Source organism: Streptomyces polygonati, from assembly GCF_042650325.1.
Lineage (GTDB): Bacteria > Actinomycetota > Actinomycetes > Streptomycetales > Streptomycetaceae > Actinacidiphila > Actinacidiphila polygonati.
Window position 1 is genome coordinate 19,468 of record NZ_JBHSBB010000052.1, and the last position, 12,953, is coordinate 32,420.

The 12,953-nt window shown below is 71.2% G+C and carries 11 protein-coding genes and 1 pseudogene; 5 read left to right on the plus strand and 7 right to left on the minus strand.

Features of this window, described 5'->3' with window-relative positions; translation table 11 throughout:
• Nucleotides 1-366: 366 nt before the first annotated feature.
• From ACFO3J_RS35000 to ACFO3J_RS35020, 5 genes are all read right to left on the minus strand, one after another.
• The gene (locus ACFO3J_RS35000) at nt 367-687 is read right to left on the minus strand and encodes a hypothetical protein (RefSeq protein WP_386438782.1); all 321 of its coding nucleotides are present in this window, start codon (nt 685-687) and stop codon (nt 367-369) included.
• 84 nt (nt 688-771) lie between these two features.
• A complete protein-coding gene (locus ACFO3J_RS35005; RefSeq protein WP_386438614.1) occupies nt 772-1,719 on the minus strand; it encodes a hypothetical protein in 948 nt (315 codons plus the stop codon).
• Nucleotides 1,716-2,879, minus strand: coding sequence for a DUF4331 family protein (locus tag ACFO3J_RS35010; RefSeq protein ID WP_386438617.1), 1,164 nt, complete (start codon nt 2,877-2,879; stop codon nt 1,716-1,718). The genes ACFO3J_RS35005 and ACFO3J_RS35010 overlap by 4 nt, the downstream gene beginning before the upstream one ends.
• An 8-nt stretch (nt 2,880-2,887) precedes the next feature.
• Nucleotides 2,888-4,291: a Dyp-type peroxidase gene (locus ACFO3J_RS35015; protein ID WP_386438620.1), complete on the minus strand. Its 1,404-nt coding sequence runs from the start codon at nt 4,289-4,291 to the stop codon at nt 2,888-2,890.
• A 101-nt stretch (nt 4,292-4,392) separates the two neighbouring features.
• Nucleotides 4,393-4,938, minus strand: coding sequence for a hypothetical protein (locus ACFO3J_RS35020; RefSeq protein ID WP_386438623.1), 546 nt, complete (start codon nt 4,936-4,938; stop codon nt 4,393-4,395).
• A gap of 198 nt (nt 4,939-5,136) precedes the next feature.
• On the opposite strand from ACFO3J_RS35020, the pseudogene ACFO3J_RS35025 reads away from it, so the two are divergent.
• Both ACFO3J_RS35025 and ACFO3J_RS35030 read left to right on the plus strand, forming a co-directional pair.
• A pseudogene (locus ACFO3J_RS35025) lies at nt 5,137-5,419 on the plus strand (hypothetical protein); the annotation flags it as partial.
• An 88-nt stretch (nt 5,420-5,507) separates the two neighbouring features.
• Nucleotides 5,508-5,660: a DUF308 domain-containing protein gene (locus ACFO3J_RS35030; protein ID WP_386438785.1), complete on the plus strand. Its 153-nt coding sequence runs from the start codon at nt 5,508-5,510 to the stop codon at nt 5,658-5,660.
• Between the two features lie 107 nt (nt 5,661-5,767).
• Here the strand turns inward: ACFO3J_RS35030 and ku are convergent, their stop codons facing one another.
• Nucleotides 5,768-6,640 (minus strand): non-homologous end joining protein Ku, encoded by an 873-nt coding sequence (gene ku / locus ACFO3J_RS35035; RefSeq protein WP_386438626.1) that lies wholly within the window; start codon nt 6,638-6,640, stop codon nt 5,768-5,770.
• A gap of 118 nt (nt 6,641-6,758) precedes the next feature.
• The gene (locus ACFO3J_RS35040; RefSeq protein WP_386438628.1) at nt 6,759-7,343 is read right to left on the minus strand and encodes a hypothetical protein; all 585 of its coding nucleotides are present in this window, start codon (nt 7,341-7,343) and stop codon (nt 6,759-6,761) included.
• A gap of 241 nt (nt 7,344-7,584) precedes the next feature.
• Here ACFO3J_RS35040 and fdh point away from each other — a divergent pair, with 241 nt between their 5' ends.
• Genes fdh through nrfD form a run of 3 tightly spaced genes read left to right on the plus strand, consistent with a single transcriptional unit; the run spans nt 7,585 to nt 12,949 of the window.
• A complete protein-coding gene (fdh, locus tag ACFO3J_RS35045) occupies nt 7,585-10,875 on the plus strand; it encodes a formate dehydrogenase (protein WP_386438631.1) in 3,291 nt (1,096 codons plus the stop codon).
• Nucleotides 10,872-11,888: a 4Fe-4S dicluster domain-containing protein gene (locus ACFO3J_RS35050; RefSeq protein ID WP_386438633.1), complete on the plus strand. Its 1,017-nt coding sequence runs from the start codon at nt 10,872-10,874 to the stop codon at nt 11,886-11,888. Before fdh ends, ACFO3J_RS35050 begins: the two co-directional genes overlap by 4 nt.
• Nucleotides 11,885-12,949 (plus strand): NrfD/PsrC family molybdoenzyme membrane anchor subunit, encoded by a 1,065-nt coding sequence (gene nrfD, locus ACFO3J_RS35055; RefSeq protein ID WP_386438636.1) that lies wholly within the window; start codon nt 11,885-11,887, stop codon nt 12,947-12,949. The genes ACFO3J_RS35050 and nrfD overlap by 4 nt, the downstream gene beginning before the upstream one ends.
• Nucleotides 12,950-12,953: the final 4 nt, after the last annotated feature.

Sequence of the window (12,953 nt, forward strand, 5' to 3'; positions counted from 1 at the left end):
CGGTCAGGCGCTGGATCGTGGTTCATGAGGTCCTTTTCATGGAAAACGCTCCGTGCGGTGGATCTGCTGCGGCGGATCCACCGAAGTGGGGGGAAGCGGAGCCGGGTCGGTGAGCCACGGCACACCTGTCCCACCGGACACTTCTGACGGTGTGGCTCCCGGCGCGGGTGATTCAACTGCGAACCCTGGGCGTCGTCAATAGTCCCAGCTCTGAATGTCGCGATTCTCGACTATGAGTGGGTTGGGGGTATTTACCGAGTGATGGAAGGGCGGATTCCGGCCTATACATCGGATGACGGGCGATGCTGTCGGGCCGGCTGGTCCTGTCGGTGTCCCGGCAGGCGACGCCGGGTCCTATGCCGGGTCCTATGCCGTGCCGGGACCGTCGAGGAAGCGAAGCAGTACGGCGGCCTCCGCGCGCAGCCGCGCGGCCCGGTCGGCGTGCGCGGGCGCGGTCAGCTGGGCCGCGGCCTCCAGCCGCTCGGCGGCCTCGGCGCGTACGACGTCCACCACATCGCGCTCGCTCAGCTCACGCCTCGCCGCTTCGGTGGCGCCGGCACCGACCGGCGACTGCTCAAGGGCCACGCCACGCAGCCCGGCCTCGTCCACGGGCGCAGCCTCGGCGTTGTCCAGCGCGGCGAGCGTCGTCCGCAGGGCGCTCACCGCGGCCTTGTCACGAACCCGCATGGCTTCCGGCAGGGCTTGACGCATACGAAGACGCAGAGACATGCCGACGACCCTATGGCGGCGCCCCCGGGATCCACAACGCGATCACCGGTGCCGGCGGGACGCCGCCCCGAGCAGGTCGGCTTCCGCCTGGCGGAACTCGGCGGCGTGAGCCGCGAAGGCCTCCGGGTGGAGGGCGAGCAGCTGGTCGAATCGGTGGTGGGCCCGGTCCAGGAGATCGTCGGCTTCCGGGTCGGGGCCCTGGGCGAGCAGGAGCAGGCCGAGAGTGCCCGCGTAGGTGGGGTCGTCGCTCGCGTCGCAGACGGGACGCAGGCGGGCGATGGCTGCGGGCAGCCGGCCGGAGCGGGCTTCCGCGATGGCGGTGCCGAGTTGGGCGCGGGCGTGGCAGGGGAGGATGGCGACGGCCCGCCGGTAGGAGGCCTCCGCCTCGGTCCAGGCGCCCGCGTGCTCGTGCAGGTGGCCCCAGTCGCGGTACAGACCGGCCAGGGCGACGGGCGAGACGTCCGGGTAACCGGCCACAGCCTCGTTGAAGAGCTCGTCCGCCGCGTCGGTGGCGCCCAGTTCGGCCTGGACGCAGGCCAGTCGGCCGAGCACGTGGCTGTCCTGGGTGATCTCGGAGGCCGCCTCCCACAGCCGCAGCGCCTCGGCTACACGTCCCGTCGCCTGCAGGACCGTCGCGCGCTCCTCCGCCAGCTCCCGGGCCGGCGCCGCGCGGGCTTCCCCCTCGTCCAGGCTCGCCAGCGCCGCGTCGAACAAGTGAAGCGCGCCCTCGGTGCGAGCCCGGGTCAGGTGGGCCGTGCCGTCCCGCGGAAACGCGGCCACCAGGGCGGCGGACCATCGATGGGCGGTCAGGACGTCGTCGACGCGCGCCAGCACGCCACCGCGGGTGAGCAGAGCGGTGACCAGCTCCGCCACCGCCGGCGGCTGGAATTCCCGTGCGACGCGACGCCGCGCCGACCCGATGGACGCGGTCAGGTTGGCCGCCGCGATGCGGCCGGACGTCATGACCGGCAAGGACGGACGTGCGCTCACGCGGACCTCTCCGGCCGGCCGCCCATCGGCACGCCCGGATCGGCCACCGGAGGGTGGTGGTTGGGCGGCGCGAGGTACGGGAACGTGGTGGTGGCCGGCACGGTCGCCCGGTCGACGCCGTCGCTGACGGCCTCCCCGCCGATTCCATTGACGATCAGGGTGTACAGCGCGTCGATCACGTCGTGGTTCGGTGTCCGGCCGCCGCAGCTGACATGGGTTCTGCCTTCCAACGCGGCCAGCTCGATTTCGAGGAAGCCGTCTTCGCTGTAGGGCTTGGACAGGTCGACGACGAGGAAGTCGTCCAGCAGGAGATCGGTCAGCGGATATCTCCCGTTGACCTTCAGTCCTGAGTCCTTTCGCGGGTCGAGGCTGTTGAACAGGTCGAGATTGGCGTCGATCCGGGCGCGGAAAGCGGCCAGATAGGTGTCGCCGAGCGCGAACGCGTCCTCCAGGTTGTACAGGTCCCGCAGATCCAGCTCCGGGTTCGCCGGATCGTTGCCGTTCTGGGAGAGCATGAAGTTCTTCATCTCCGGCCGCCCCTTCCGCTCGAAGCGGGACATCGGCCGGCCCAGCGTCGTGGTCTCGGCGACGACGGCGACGACGGGACCGACCCCGTCACCGAGGACCGCGCGCACATCGCAGTCGACGATGACGCTGAGCGCGTTCTGCCCTTCGACGCTGTTCGTTCCCACCGGCCGGAAGGCGAGTTCACGGGTACGCCTGGTGCGGACCTCGGCCGGCACGTCCATGAAAAACGGGTCCATCCGCAGCCCCGCGAACACCCGCAGGTCGCCCCCGGCGTCGTCCGGTTCACCGACCACGACGGTCCGGGCCGAGCCGCCGCTCGTCAGGAAGGTCGCCGTCTGCCGGGAACCGTCGGTGCCGCCGGTGCCGTCGAGGTCGGAGAAGGTGACGGTGACGCTGTGCTCGGCCGCCTCGAACCGGGTGAGCGGATGGTCACCCGGCCGCACCGTCGCCGTCCGGAGCCGGAACCGGTACGCGACCGCGTCCGAGAAGGCGGCGCCCGCCTGTGCGCCCGGGAAGACGTTCATGATGAGCGTCAGCCGACCGTCGGCGCCGGGTGTCGGGAAGGCGTAGAGATCGGTCAGGTCGACAACGGGGTCCCGCAGGGCTCGCTGGCTGGAAAGGTGATCGGACATGTCGCTCCTCAGTCGCTGGTCTCGCCGACGGACGCGATCCAGTTCAGGGCCCGGATTCCGGGCATGAAGAAGTACTCGCCGCCGGTGGTGGTCATGAAGCGGGGGACCTCTTGCAGGCGCCGGCGGACGGGGCGCCGCGGGATGGTGAACACCCCGGTGCCGTCGTTCGCGCCGATGAGGGGGTCCTTCTCGGCGCCGAGCCCGGTGAACTCCCCGTCGTCGACCCATTGGGACTTGATGAATTCGAACTGCCGGGCCAGATCGGTGCCCATGAAGATGAACACGACACCGCGGTCCACGCCGTCGTCGTCGAGCACCCCGTCCGGCAGCCCCGGACCGTAGGTGGCCCCGCGACGCAGCGCGCGGTGCAGGCTCGGGTCCACTGCGGTGCCGGCCAGCGAGTCACGCGGGTTCATCCGCCGGATGTGCGAGCCCAGGGGACAGCGCAGTCCGCGCGGGTCCTGGTCGCGGTAACCGAAGTCGTTGACCCGCTGCGGGTCGACGGCGATCGCGGGGTCGTCGTGCTCGGGGGCGAGCATCAGCGGCGCGCCGCTGCGCCAGCGGCCGATCATCTTCGCGGCCAGCAGCTCCTCCTCGTCCGGGGTGGCGGCGTTGTCGCGCAGATAGCGGCGGAAGGCCGCGACCCGGACGTGCAGTTTGCGGAAGGCCACATAGGTGCCGTTGCGGCCCAGCACCTCGGGTTCGGGCATGGGGGTGACCTGGCCGAGCTGGTTGATGTAGCCCATCAGGAACTCGCCGGCCCGGACGGGGTCGCCGAAGCCGGACGGATCGCCGTAGTGGTCGGCCCCGGTCCGGAAGATGTCGGCGACACCGCTGCCCTCGATATCGGGTTCGCCGATCCCGTCGACGAACCCCAGTTGGCTGTGCCCGGTGGGTAGTTGGGGGGTGTCGATCCGGTAGACCACCGATACGCCGGGCAGATTGGCGTGGGCCTGGTGGGCGGTGGCCAGCACGGACTGCAGCGCGGTGTCGTCAGGGGCGAACAGGGCCAGGGCGATGTGCACCTCGGTACTGCCGAGCGGGGCGTCCCAGTGCTCCGGGCCGCTGTCCCCGACATCCCCGAGCGTGGCCGCGCGGGCGGCCATCCCCGCCTTGAACTCCGGCGGGAAACTGTCCAGCGACGCTTCCGGCACGCCCAGGCGGCGCAGCCCGGAATGGCTGATCGCTACGTTCAGCCAGGCCCGTTTCGGCGGGTCCCACCAGTTCGTCGCCGTGGCCACCAGCGGTGCCAGCCGCCTGAGCATCTCCCGGCCGTGGGCCGGGTCGTCGACGCGCAGCAGGAAGTAGGCGCCGGTGTAGGGGGAGGGCCGCTGCCGCAGCACCGTGCCCTGGATGTCGGCCAGTTCCAGGACCTGCCCCGAGGCGGTCTCCTGGCTTGTCTCCTCGACCATGGCGAGGTCTCCTCTCGGTCCGGGTCCGGCTGCCGGTCGCGCGGGGTCCCCGGAGCCGCAGCCCTCCCGACTCCGGGGACCCCGCGGGCTTCGCAACGGCATCAGCTCTGGGCGACGTCGAGCAGGTCGTCGAACACGGCCGACAGGCGCAGGCCCTTCGCGATGTTGCGAGGGCTCGCCTCCGGGTTGGAGGCGTACCAGACGGACGCCTGGACCTGGTACTTCAGGATGTAGTCCACCGCCGACGGGTGCGTCAGCCCGGGGTAGCCCTCGGCGACGCCGACGAACATGTGGTCGATCCACGGGCTCGCGAACTTGATGACATCGGCGACATAGGGCTTGAAATCATCGCTGTACGTGGCGGCGAAGAGTATCTGCGTGTCGTTGTTGACCAGCCCGACCCGGAGATCGTGCACGGTTCCCAGCCGTCCTTCCCAGAACCCGGCCTCGTACTGCGCCTTGATCGCCCGCTCGCGGAACACAGCGGCGCCGCCGGGCTGGATGACAGGGGCGATCAGGCTGAACTCCGCCTTGTTCGCCACCCGCAGTCCGTAGCCCTCGAACTGCTGCCGGCCGTCCTGGGACGCCTTCTGGATCTCGGCGGGATCGATGTCCGCGGAGATGGGTTCGTACGGTGCCGCACTCATGTGGTCGGTCCTCTTCTGCCTGGGCGATGCGCCGGACTTGTTGATCACCAGACTGGTCCGGAGGCCCGCCGCGCCGCATCAGTCACCTCACTGTCGCCGCGGCCGCGGGGGTACCTAAGTCATCGCCCGGTGGCGTCCGGGTCCGGGCGGAGGCGGCGGCGACAGTGAGATGACTGAAGTCCTGAGGAGGACTTCACCATGCCTGCGATCACCATCACCGACGGCGCTTCGATCTTCTACAAGGACCGGGGCAGCGGACAGCCCGTCGTCTTCAGCCACGGCCCACTCCACCGGCGGCGGTGAGGTCACCCGCTACGTCGGCCGCCACGGCAGCGACCGCGTCGCCAAGGTCGTGCTGCTGGGCGCGGTCGGTCCGCTGATGCTGCGGACCGATGCCCATCCCGGCGGTCTGCCGATCGAGGTCTTCGACGGCATGCGCGAGGCGGTGCGCGCCGACCGCTCGCAGTTCTTCAGGGACCTGCTGCTCGCGGCAGGGGTCGCCGGGCTCGTCGTGGGCGTCATCGTCCTGGCCTGGCCCGTTCCCAGCCTGCTGGTGGTCGGCGTCGCAGTTGTTCCTGGGCGTCGTCGGCGTGCTGGCCGGGCTGGCGATGGTGGTGGCCCCCTTCGCGTCCATCACCGCGCTCACCCTGGTCGTGGGCATCTGGCTGGTCGTCCACGGCATCGCCGAAGCGGTCCACGCCATCCGGCTCGCCCGGACATGACCCGCGCCGCGGCGGTGCTCGGGTAGGGCGGCGAGCCCCTCGGGTCCGCGTCACGCCCCCTCCGGAGGACCGGGTGCCGCTGGGCCGCCGGGCGGGGCGAGGCGCGGTCAGCCGGCCCGTTTTCTGGTGGTCTTCTTCGCCGGGGTCTTCTTCCGGGCGGATTTCTTGGCGGGCATCTTGTGGACCTCGGCCTTTTCCTCGTGCTCGGCGCGGGCTTGTTCCGTCGCCCGCTGGAGTGTGGTCATGAGGTCGGTCACGCCGGTGTCCTCCGGCTCGGGCCGGGCTGGTTCCGGTGGGGCCTTGTGCTGGGCCTTGGCCTCGACGAGCTGGCGTACGGCTTCGGCGTACTCGTCGCGCATGGTCCGCATGTCGATGTCGCCGACCGCGCGGATGTACTGGTCGGCGGCGGCCCGCTCGTCGTCGGTGATCTCGACGTCGCCTTTGGGGGCGGCGTCGTCGGCGGGGCGGATCTCGTCGGGCCAGTGCAGGCGTTGCAGGACCAGGATGTCGTCCTTGGCGTGGATGAGGCCGAGGGCTTCGCCCGCACCCCGCACCGCGTATTTGCCGACGGCCGCCTTGCCGGAGCGGGCGAGGGCTTCGCGCATCAGGACGTAGGGCTTGTTCGCGGCGGCGGAGGCGGGTGCGAGGAAGTAGGGCCGGTCGAAGAACGCGGGGGGCACGCCGCCGAGTTCGAGGAATCCGCTGATCTCGATGGTCTTCGCGGTCGGCAGCGGCATCTCGTCCAGCTCGCGGTCCTCGATGGGCACGAGTGTGCCGTCGGGGGCTTCGTAGGCCCGGCCGATGTCTTCGGTGCTCAGCGGGTGCTCGTCCAGCTCGCACACCTTGGTGTATCTGACCCGGCCCTGGTCCTCGGCGTGGATCTGCCGGAAGGCGACACGGTGTGAGCGGGTCGCGGATTCCATCCGGACGGGGATGGCCACCAGGCCGAAGGTGAGGGTCCCGGACCAGATCGGGGGCATGTCGGTCCTTCCGCGTGGGCGCGTCCCCCTGCCCGCAGCCTAAGCGCGCGCGGCGTCCGGCGCGCGCCGGTCCCGTACGCCCACCGCCGGCGCCACATGGCCGGCGGACGGCGGGACACTACGTGCGCCAGTGGTATCCGAGGGCGAAGTCGACGGCGACCGCGTAGGCCACGTAGAGCAGCCACGCCCCCGTGGCCAGGTGGAAGAGGCCCAGCGCGCGTTCGGCCAGCGGGGTGCCGAACGAGAGGAAGAACTCGCTGAAGTAGACGGCGAACAGACCGAGGAAGACCAGGCCGACCGGCCAGTCGCCGACCCTGAAGAACACGGTCGCGCCCATCGCGGAGATCAGCATGAAGGCCACCGACATACCGGCGTTGGGGCGTGGATCGTTTCCCCGGTAGCGGTTCCAGCCGAGGCTGAACCAGTGGATGCCGTAGGCCGAGAAGGCGAACGCGGTCATATAGAGGGTCCGGTTCTGGAACACCTGGAACCAGGTCAGTCCGATGATGAGGATGAGGCCGGTGACGAACTGGCAGAACCCCGGCAGCCAGATGCCCCACACGCCGAGCGACCGGTCCACCCGCTCGTCGCGTTTCGGCCAGCCGACCAGCTCGTGCGGGGCCCAGATCAGATATCCCGTACCCAGGCCGAAGAAGCCGAGAGCGATCGGGGGGAAATCCGAGGGAGCGAAGGTGATCTGCATACCGTCATGCCTCCTCTGACCCTTGCTCTTTCCCGGGCCTTCTCCGTGGACTCGCGACCTCCTGCGAGATGGTTATCCGATATGTAATGGGTCTTCGTCCGTCCCGCACACCGAGCGGGCCCGTACGGCGGAGGAAATGGTCCCGTGCGGCGCGTTCCTGAGTTGCGGACGACCGGCCCGCCGGTACCTTCGACATGAAGTGATCGACGCCGCGATGGACCGGGCCGGAAGGAACAGGCCGATGGGCGTGAAACAGTGGATCGACAGCTGGCCGGTGTACCGCCAGCTCACCGGGGACGACCCGCTGGGCCGGGGCACAGCGGCGCGGTCCCCCCGCTCCGCCGGACTCACGCCCCGCACCGAGACCGCCGACCGGGTGACGGATTCGGTCTGCCCCTACTGCGCCGTGGGCTGCGCTCAGCGCGTCTTCGTCAAGGACGAGCAGGTCATCCAGATCGAGGGCAATCCGCACAGTCCCATCTCGCGCGGCCGGCTGTGCCCGAAGGGCTCGGCCAGCAAGCAGCTCGTCACCGGCCCCCATCGCGTGCAGAAGGTGCGCTACCGGCCGCCCTACGGCACCGAGTGGCAGGACCTGGACCTGGACGAGGCCATGGACATGGTGGCCGACCGGGTGCTGGACGCCCGGCGCAAGGGCTGGCAGGACGTCGACGAGTCGGGCCGGACGCTCCGGCGGACCATGGGGATCGCCAGCCTCGGCGGAGCGACGCTGGACAACGAGGAAAACTACCTGATCAAAAAGCTGTTCACGGCCCTGGGAGCACTCCAGGTCGAGAACCAGGCCCGTATTTGACACTCCGCCACGGTTCCCGGTCTGGGAGCCTCGTTCGGACGCGGCGGTGCCACCGACTACCAGCAGGACCTGATCAACTCCGACTGCATCGTCATCATGGGCTCGAACATGGCCGAAGCCCATCCGGTCGGCTTCCAGTGGGTCATGGAGGCCAAGGACCGCGGCGCCCGGGTCATCCACATCGACCCGCGGTTCACCCGGACGAGCGCGCTCGCCGACCAGCACGTCACGCTGCGGGCCGGTACGGACATCGCCTTCCTCGGCGGGGTGATCCGCTACATCCTGTCCCGCGACCTGTACTTCCGGGAGTACGTGGCGGCGTACACCAACGCCTCCTTCCTGCTGAACGAGGGGTTCCAGGACACGGAGGACCTGGACGGGCTGTTCGGCGGCTACGACGCGCGCACCGCCTCGTACGACTCCTCCGTCTGGGCGTACGAGAGCAGGGCGACCGAGGAGGGGTCCGGCCGCCGGGCGAAGGAGCAGTCCCACTCCTACCGCCACGGCGCGAGCGGCCCCGTCGTCGAAGGCGCCGCGGAGGGGATCGCCGCCGACCCCACCCTGGAGCACCCCCGGTGCGTCTTCCAGGTGCTCAAGCGGCACTTCTCGCGCTACACCCCGGAGATGGTGGAGCGGGTCTGCGGCGTGCCGCAGGACCAGTTCCTGGAGGTGTGCCGGGCCTGGACGTCCAACTCCGGCCGCGAGCGCACCGCCGGACTCGTCTACAGCGTGGGCTGGACCCAGCACTCGGTCGGCGCCCAGTACATCCGGGCCGGGTCGATCATCCAGCTGCTGCTGGGCAACATCGGCCGTCCGGGCGGCGGGATCTACGCGCTGCGCGGCCACGCCAGCATCCAGGGTTCCACCGACATCCCGACCCTGTTCAACCTGCTCCCCGGCTATCTGCCGATGCCCGACACCACCCACGAGGACCTGAGCGCCTATCTGCGGGGCCTCAGCGGCCGCAACCAGAAGGGATTCTGGGGAAACGCCGACGCCTACACGGTCTCGCTGCTCAAGGAGTACTGGGGACAGGCGGCGACCGCGGACAACGACTACTGCTTCGACTACCTGCCGCGTATCAACGGCGACCACGGCACCTACCGCACCGTGATGGACATGGTCGACGGCAAGGTCTTCGGCTACTTCCTGCTCGGCCAGAACCCGGCGGTCGGCTCGGCCCACGGCCGTATGCAGCGCCTGGGGATGGCCAATCTCGACTGGCTGGTCGTCCGCGACCTCGCCATGATCGAGAGCGCCACCTTCTGGAAGGACGCACCCGAGATCGAGACCGGCGAGATCGCCACCGAGAGCTGCCGGACGGAGGTGTTCTTCTTCCCCGCCGCCTCGCACGTGGAGAAGTCCGGCACGTTCACCCAGACCCAGCGGATGCTGCAGTGGCGCGACCAGGCGGTCGAGCCCGCCGGGGACCAGCGCTCCGAACTGTGGTTCTTCTACCAGCTCGGACTCCGGCTGAAGGAGAGGCTCGCCGCTTCGACCGACGAGCGCGACCGTCCCCTGCTCGACCTGGCCTGGGACTACGCGACCGAGGGCGACGAACCGTCGGCCGCGGACGTGCTGCGCCACATCAACGGGATCGACCTGAGCACCGGCCGTACCGTCAGCGGCTACACCGAACTGCGGGCCGACGGCAGCACGTCCTGCGGCTGCTGGATCTACAGCGGTGTCTACGCCGACGAGGTCAACCAGGCCCGGCGCCGGAAGTCCCGCTTCGAGAGCGGCCCCTACGACGCGGAGTGGGGCTGGACCTGGCCGATGAACCGGCGGGTGCTCTACAACCGCGCGTCGGCCGACCCGCAGGGGCGCCCCTGGAGCGAGCGCAAGAAGCTGGTCTGGTGGGACGCGCAGCGCCGTGAGTGGACCGGACACGACATCCCGGACTTCGAGAAGAACAAGCCGCCGGAGTACCGGCCGCCCGAGGGGTCCTCCGGGCCCGAGGCGCTGCGCGGCGACGACCCGTTCATCATGATGTCCGACGGCAAGGCGTGGCTGTTCGCGCCGACCGGACTGGCCGACGGACCGATGCCCACCCACTACGAGCCGGCCGAGTCGCCGGCGTGCAACCTGCTGTATGGCCAGCAGGCCAACCCGGTGCGCAAGGTGTACGGGCGCGCCGACAACCCGGCCAACCCGGCGGCGCCCGAGGCGCACACCGAGGTGTTCCCGTTCGTCTTCGGCGCCGCCCGGCTCACCGAGCACCACACCGCGGGCGGAATGAGCCGGCAGCTGTCCTACCTGGCGGAACTCCAGCCGGAGCTGTTCGTCGAGGTGTCGCCGGAACTGGCGGCCGAGCGGGGCCTGCGCCATCTCGACTGGGGACATGTGATCACCAGCCGGACCGTGGTGGAGGCCCGGGTGGTCGTCACCGACCGGATGGCGCCCCTGCGGGTCGACGGCCGGGTGGTGCACCAGGTCTGGATGCCCTACCACTGGGGGCAGACCGGCCTGACCACCGGGGACGTGGTGAACGACCTGATCGGGGTGGTGGCCGACCCGAACGTCTTCATCCAGGAGAGCAAGGTGCTCACCTGCGACGTCCAGCCGGGGCGCCGGCCGAGGGGACCGGCGCTGCTGCGGTACGTCGAGGACTACCGGCGCCGGGCCGGGGTCACCCCGCAGACCGGCACCCGCGTCGTGACAGCCGGAGACGGCGACCGACCCGCCCACTCGGAGCCCGACCGGCCGGAGGAGACATCATGACCCAGGAGCACAGCCTCTACGGGCTGCTCACCGACCCCGCCGCGGACGCCGGCCACCGCGATCACCCGCCCAGGGTCGGCTTCTTCACCGACACCTCGGTGTGCATCGGCTGCAAGGCGTGCGAGGTGGCCTGCAAGGAGTGGAACGGCGTACCCGAGGACGGCCTGGAGCTGCTGGGCATGTCCTTCGACAACACGGGCATGCTGGGCGCGAGTTCCTGGCGGCACGTCGCCTTCATCGAGCAGGAGGCCCCGCTGGGGAGGCAGGACGCTGGCCTGTCGGGCCTTCCCACCGGCCCCTCCGTCACCGCGACGGCGGACCGGACGGTCGCCGCCGCGATGCCCGCGGCGCCGCGGGGCGGCGCCGAGCTGGGGACCGGCCCCGTCGACCTGGGATTCCCCTCCTTCGACCTGCCCGGCTCGGGGACCGGCGCGGAGAGCCGTACGGCCTTCCGCTGGCTGATGTCCTCGGACGTGTGCAAGCACTGCACGCACGCCGGCTGCCTGGACGTCTGCCCCACCGGCGCCCTGTTCCGGACCGAGTTCGGCTCGGTGGTGGTCCAGCAGGACATCTGCAACGGCTGCGGCTACTGCGTGTCCGGCTGCCCCTACGGCGTCATCGACCGGCGGCCCGACGACGGACGGGCCTTCAAGTGCACCCTGTGCTACGACCGGCTCCGCGGCGACATGGAGCCGGCCTGCGCGCAGGCGTGCCCGACGAAGTCCATCCAGTTCGGCCCCCTGGACGAACTGCGCGAGCGGGCCGGGCGGCGGCTGGAGCAGCTCCACGAGGCGGGGGTGGGCGAGGCCCGGCTCTACGGGCACGACCCCGACGACGGGGTGGGCGGCGACGGCGCGTTCTTCCTGCTGCTGGACGAGCCGGAGGTGTACGGACTGCCGCCGGACCCGGTGGTGCCGACCCGCGACCTGCCGGCGATGTGGAAGTCCGCCGGGTACGCCGCCTCGGCACTGCTGGCGGCCTCGGTGGCCGTCTTCATCGGTGGCCGGCGATGAGCGCCGAGCAGCTCCGGCCGCCGAAGCCCGGCGCCAGGGCCGCCGAGGCATGGGCGCGCGTCCGGGGCCGAATCGGTGGGGCGAGGCCGGAGCCGTCCACCGGGACGCCGCCCGGGCACCGCTCCTACTACGGCCGGCCGGTGCTGAAACCCCCGGTGTGGGAGTGGAAGATCCCGGCGTACTTCTTCACCGGCGGCCTGTCGGCCGGCGCCGGGCTGCTGGCGGCCGGCGCCGATCTGACGGGGCGGCCGGCGCTGCGCAGGGCGGGCCGCCTGGGCGGCTTCGGCGCGCTGCTGGTCAGCTCGTATCTGCTGATCGCCGACCTCGGCAGGCCGGAGCGCTTCCACCACATGCTGCGCGTCGCCAAGCCGACGTCGCCGATGTCGGTCGGCACCTGGATCCTGGTGGCCTACGGACCGGGCAGTGCGCTGGCGGCCGGCGCCGAGCTGCTGCCGCGCGCCGTGCGCGCCACCCTCCCGGGCCGGCTGCTGGTGGTGGCCGCCCGCCCGGCCGGCCTGTCCGCGGCGCTCTTCGCCCCGGGACTCGCCTCGTACACCGCGGTGCTGCTCTCCCAGACGGCGGTGCCGGCCTGGCACGAGGCACGCGCGGAGATGCCCTTCGTCTTCACCGGATCGGCGGCGGCCAGCGGCGGCGGGCTGGGGATGCTGCTGGCGCCGGTGGCCGAGGCGGGCCCGGCCCGCCGGCTCGCGGCGGCCGGCGCGGCGGCGGAGCTTGTCGCGTCGCGGCTGATCGAACGGCGACCCGGCCTGGTGCCCACCGCTTTCACCACCGGCCGGGCGCACCGGCTGCGTCAGGCCTCGCAGTGGCTCACGCTGGGCGGAGCGGTCGCCGCGGTCACGGTGGCCCGGCGCAGCCGGCCGGCCGCCGCCGCGGCGGGCGTGGCCCTGCTGGCCGGCAGCGCGCTGCAGCGCTTCGGCGTCTTCGAGGCGGGCGTGGCCTCGACGAAGGACCCGGCCTATGTGGTGGTGCCGCAGCGGGAGCGGCTGCGGACCACGGGCGGCGTGGCCCGCGAGGCGGGGGCTTCCGACCGGCCCCGGTGACGGC

What these genes read in the sequence shown, in the direction of transcription:
- ACFO3J_RS35010 (WP_386438617.1), bottom strand. Translation starts at nt 2,879, where the DNA reads ATGTCCGATCACCTTTCCAGCCAGCGAGCCCTGCGGGACCCCGTTGTC.
- nrfD (WP_386438636.1), top strand. Translation starts at nt 11,885, where the DNA reads ATGAGCGCCGAGCAGCTCCGGCCGCCGAAGCCCGGCGCCAGGGCCGCC.
- ACFO3J_RS35040 (WP_386438628.1), bottom strand. Translation starts at nt 7,343, where the DNA reads ATGCAGATCACCTTCGCTCCCTCGGATTTCCCCCCGATCGCTCTCGGC.
- ACFO3J_RS35000 (WP_386438782.1), bottom strand. Translation starts at nt 687, where the DNA reads ATGCGGGTTCGTGACAAGGCCGCGGTGAGCGCCCTGCGGACGACGCTC.
- ku (WP_386438626.1), bottom strand. Translation starts at nt 6,640, where the DNA reads ATGCCCCCGATCTGGTCCGGGACCCTCACCTTCGGCCTGGTGGCCATC.
- ACFO3J_RS35020 (WP_386438623.1), bottom strand. Translation starts at nt 4,938, where the DNA reads ATGAGTGCGGCACCGTACGAACCCATCTCCGCGGACATCGATCCCGCC.
- ACFO3J_RS35015 (WP_386438620.1), bottom strand. Translation starts at nt 4,291, where the DNA reads ATGGTCGAGGAGACAAGCCAGGAGACCGCCTCGGGGCAGGTCCTGGAA.
- ACFO3J_RS35050 (WP_386438633.1), top strand. Translation starts at nt 10,872, where the DNA reads ATGACCCAGGAGCACAGCCTCTACGGGCTGCTCACCGACCCCGCCGCG.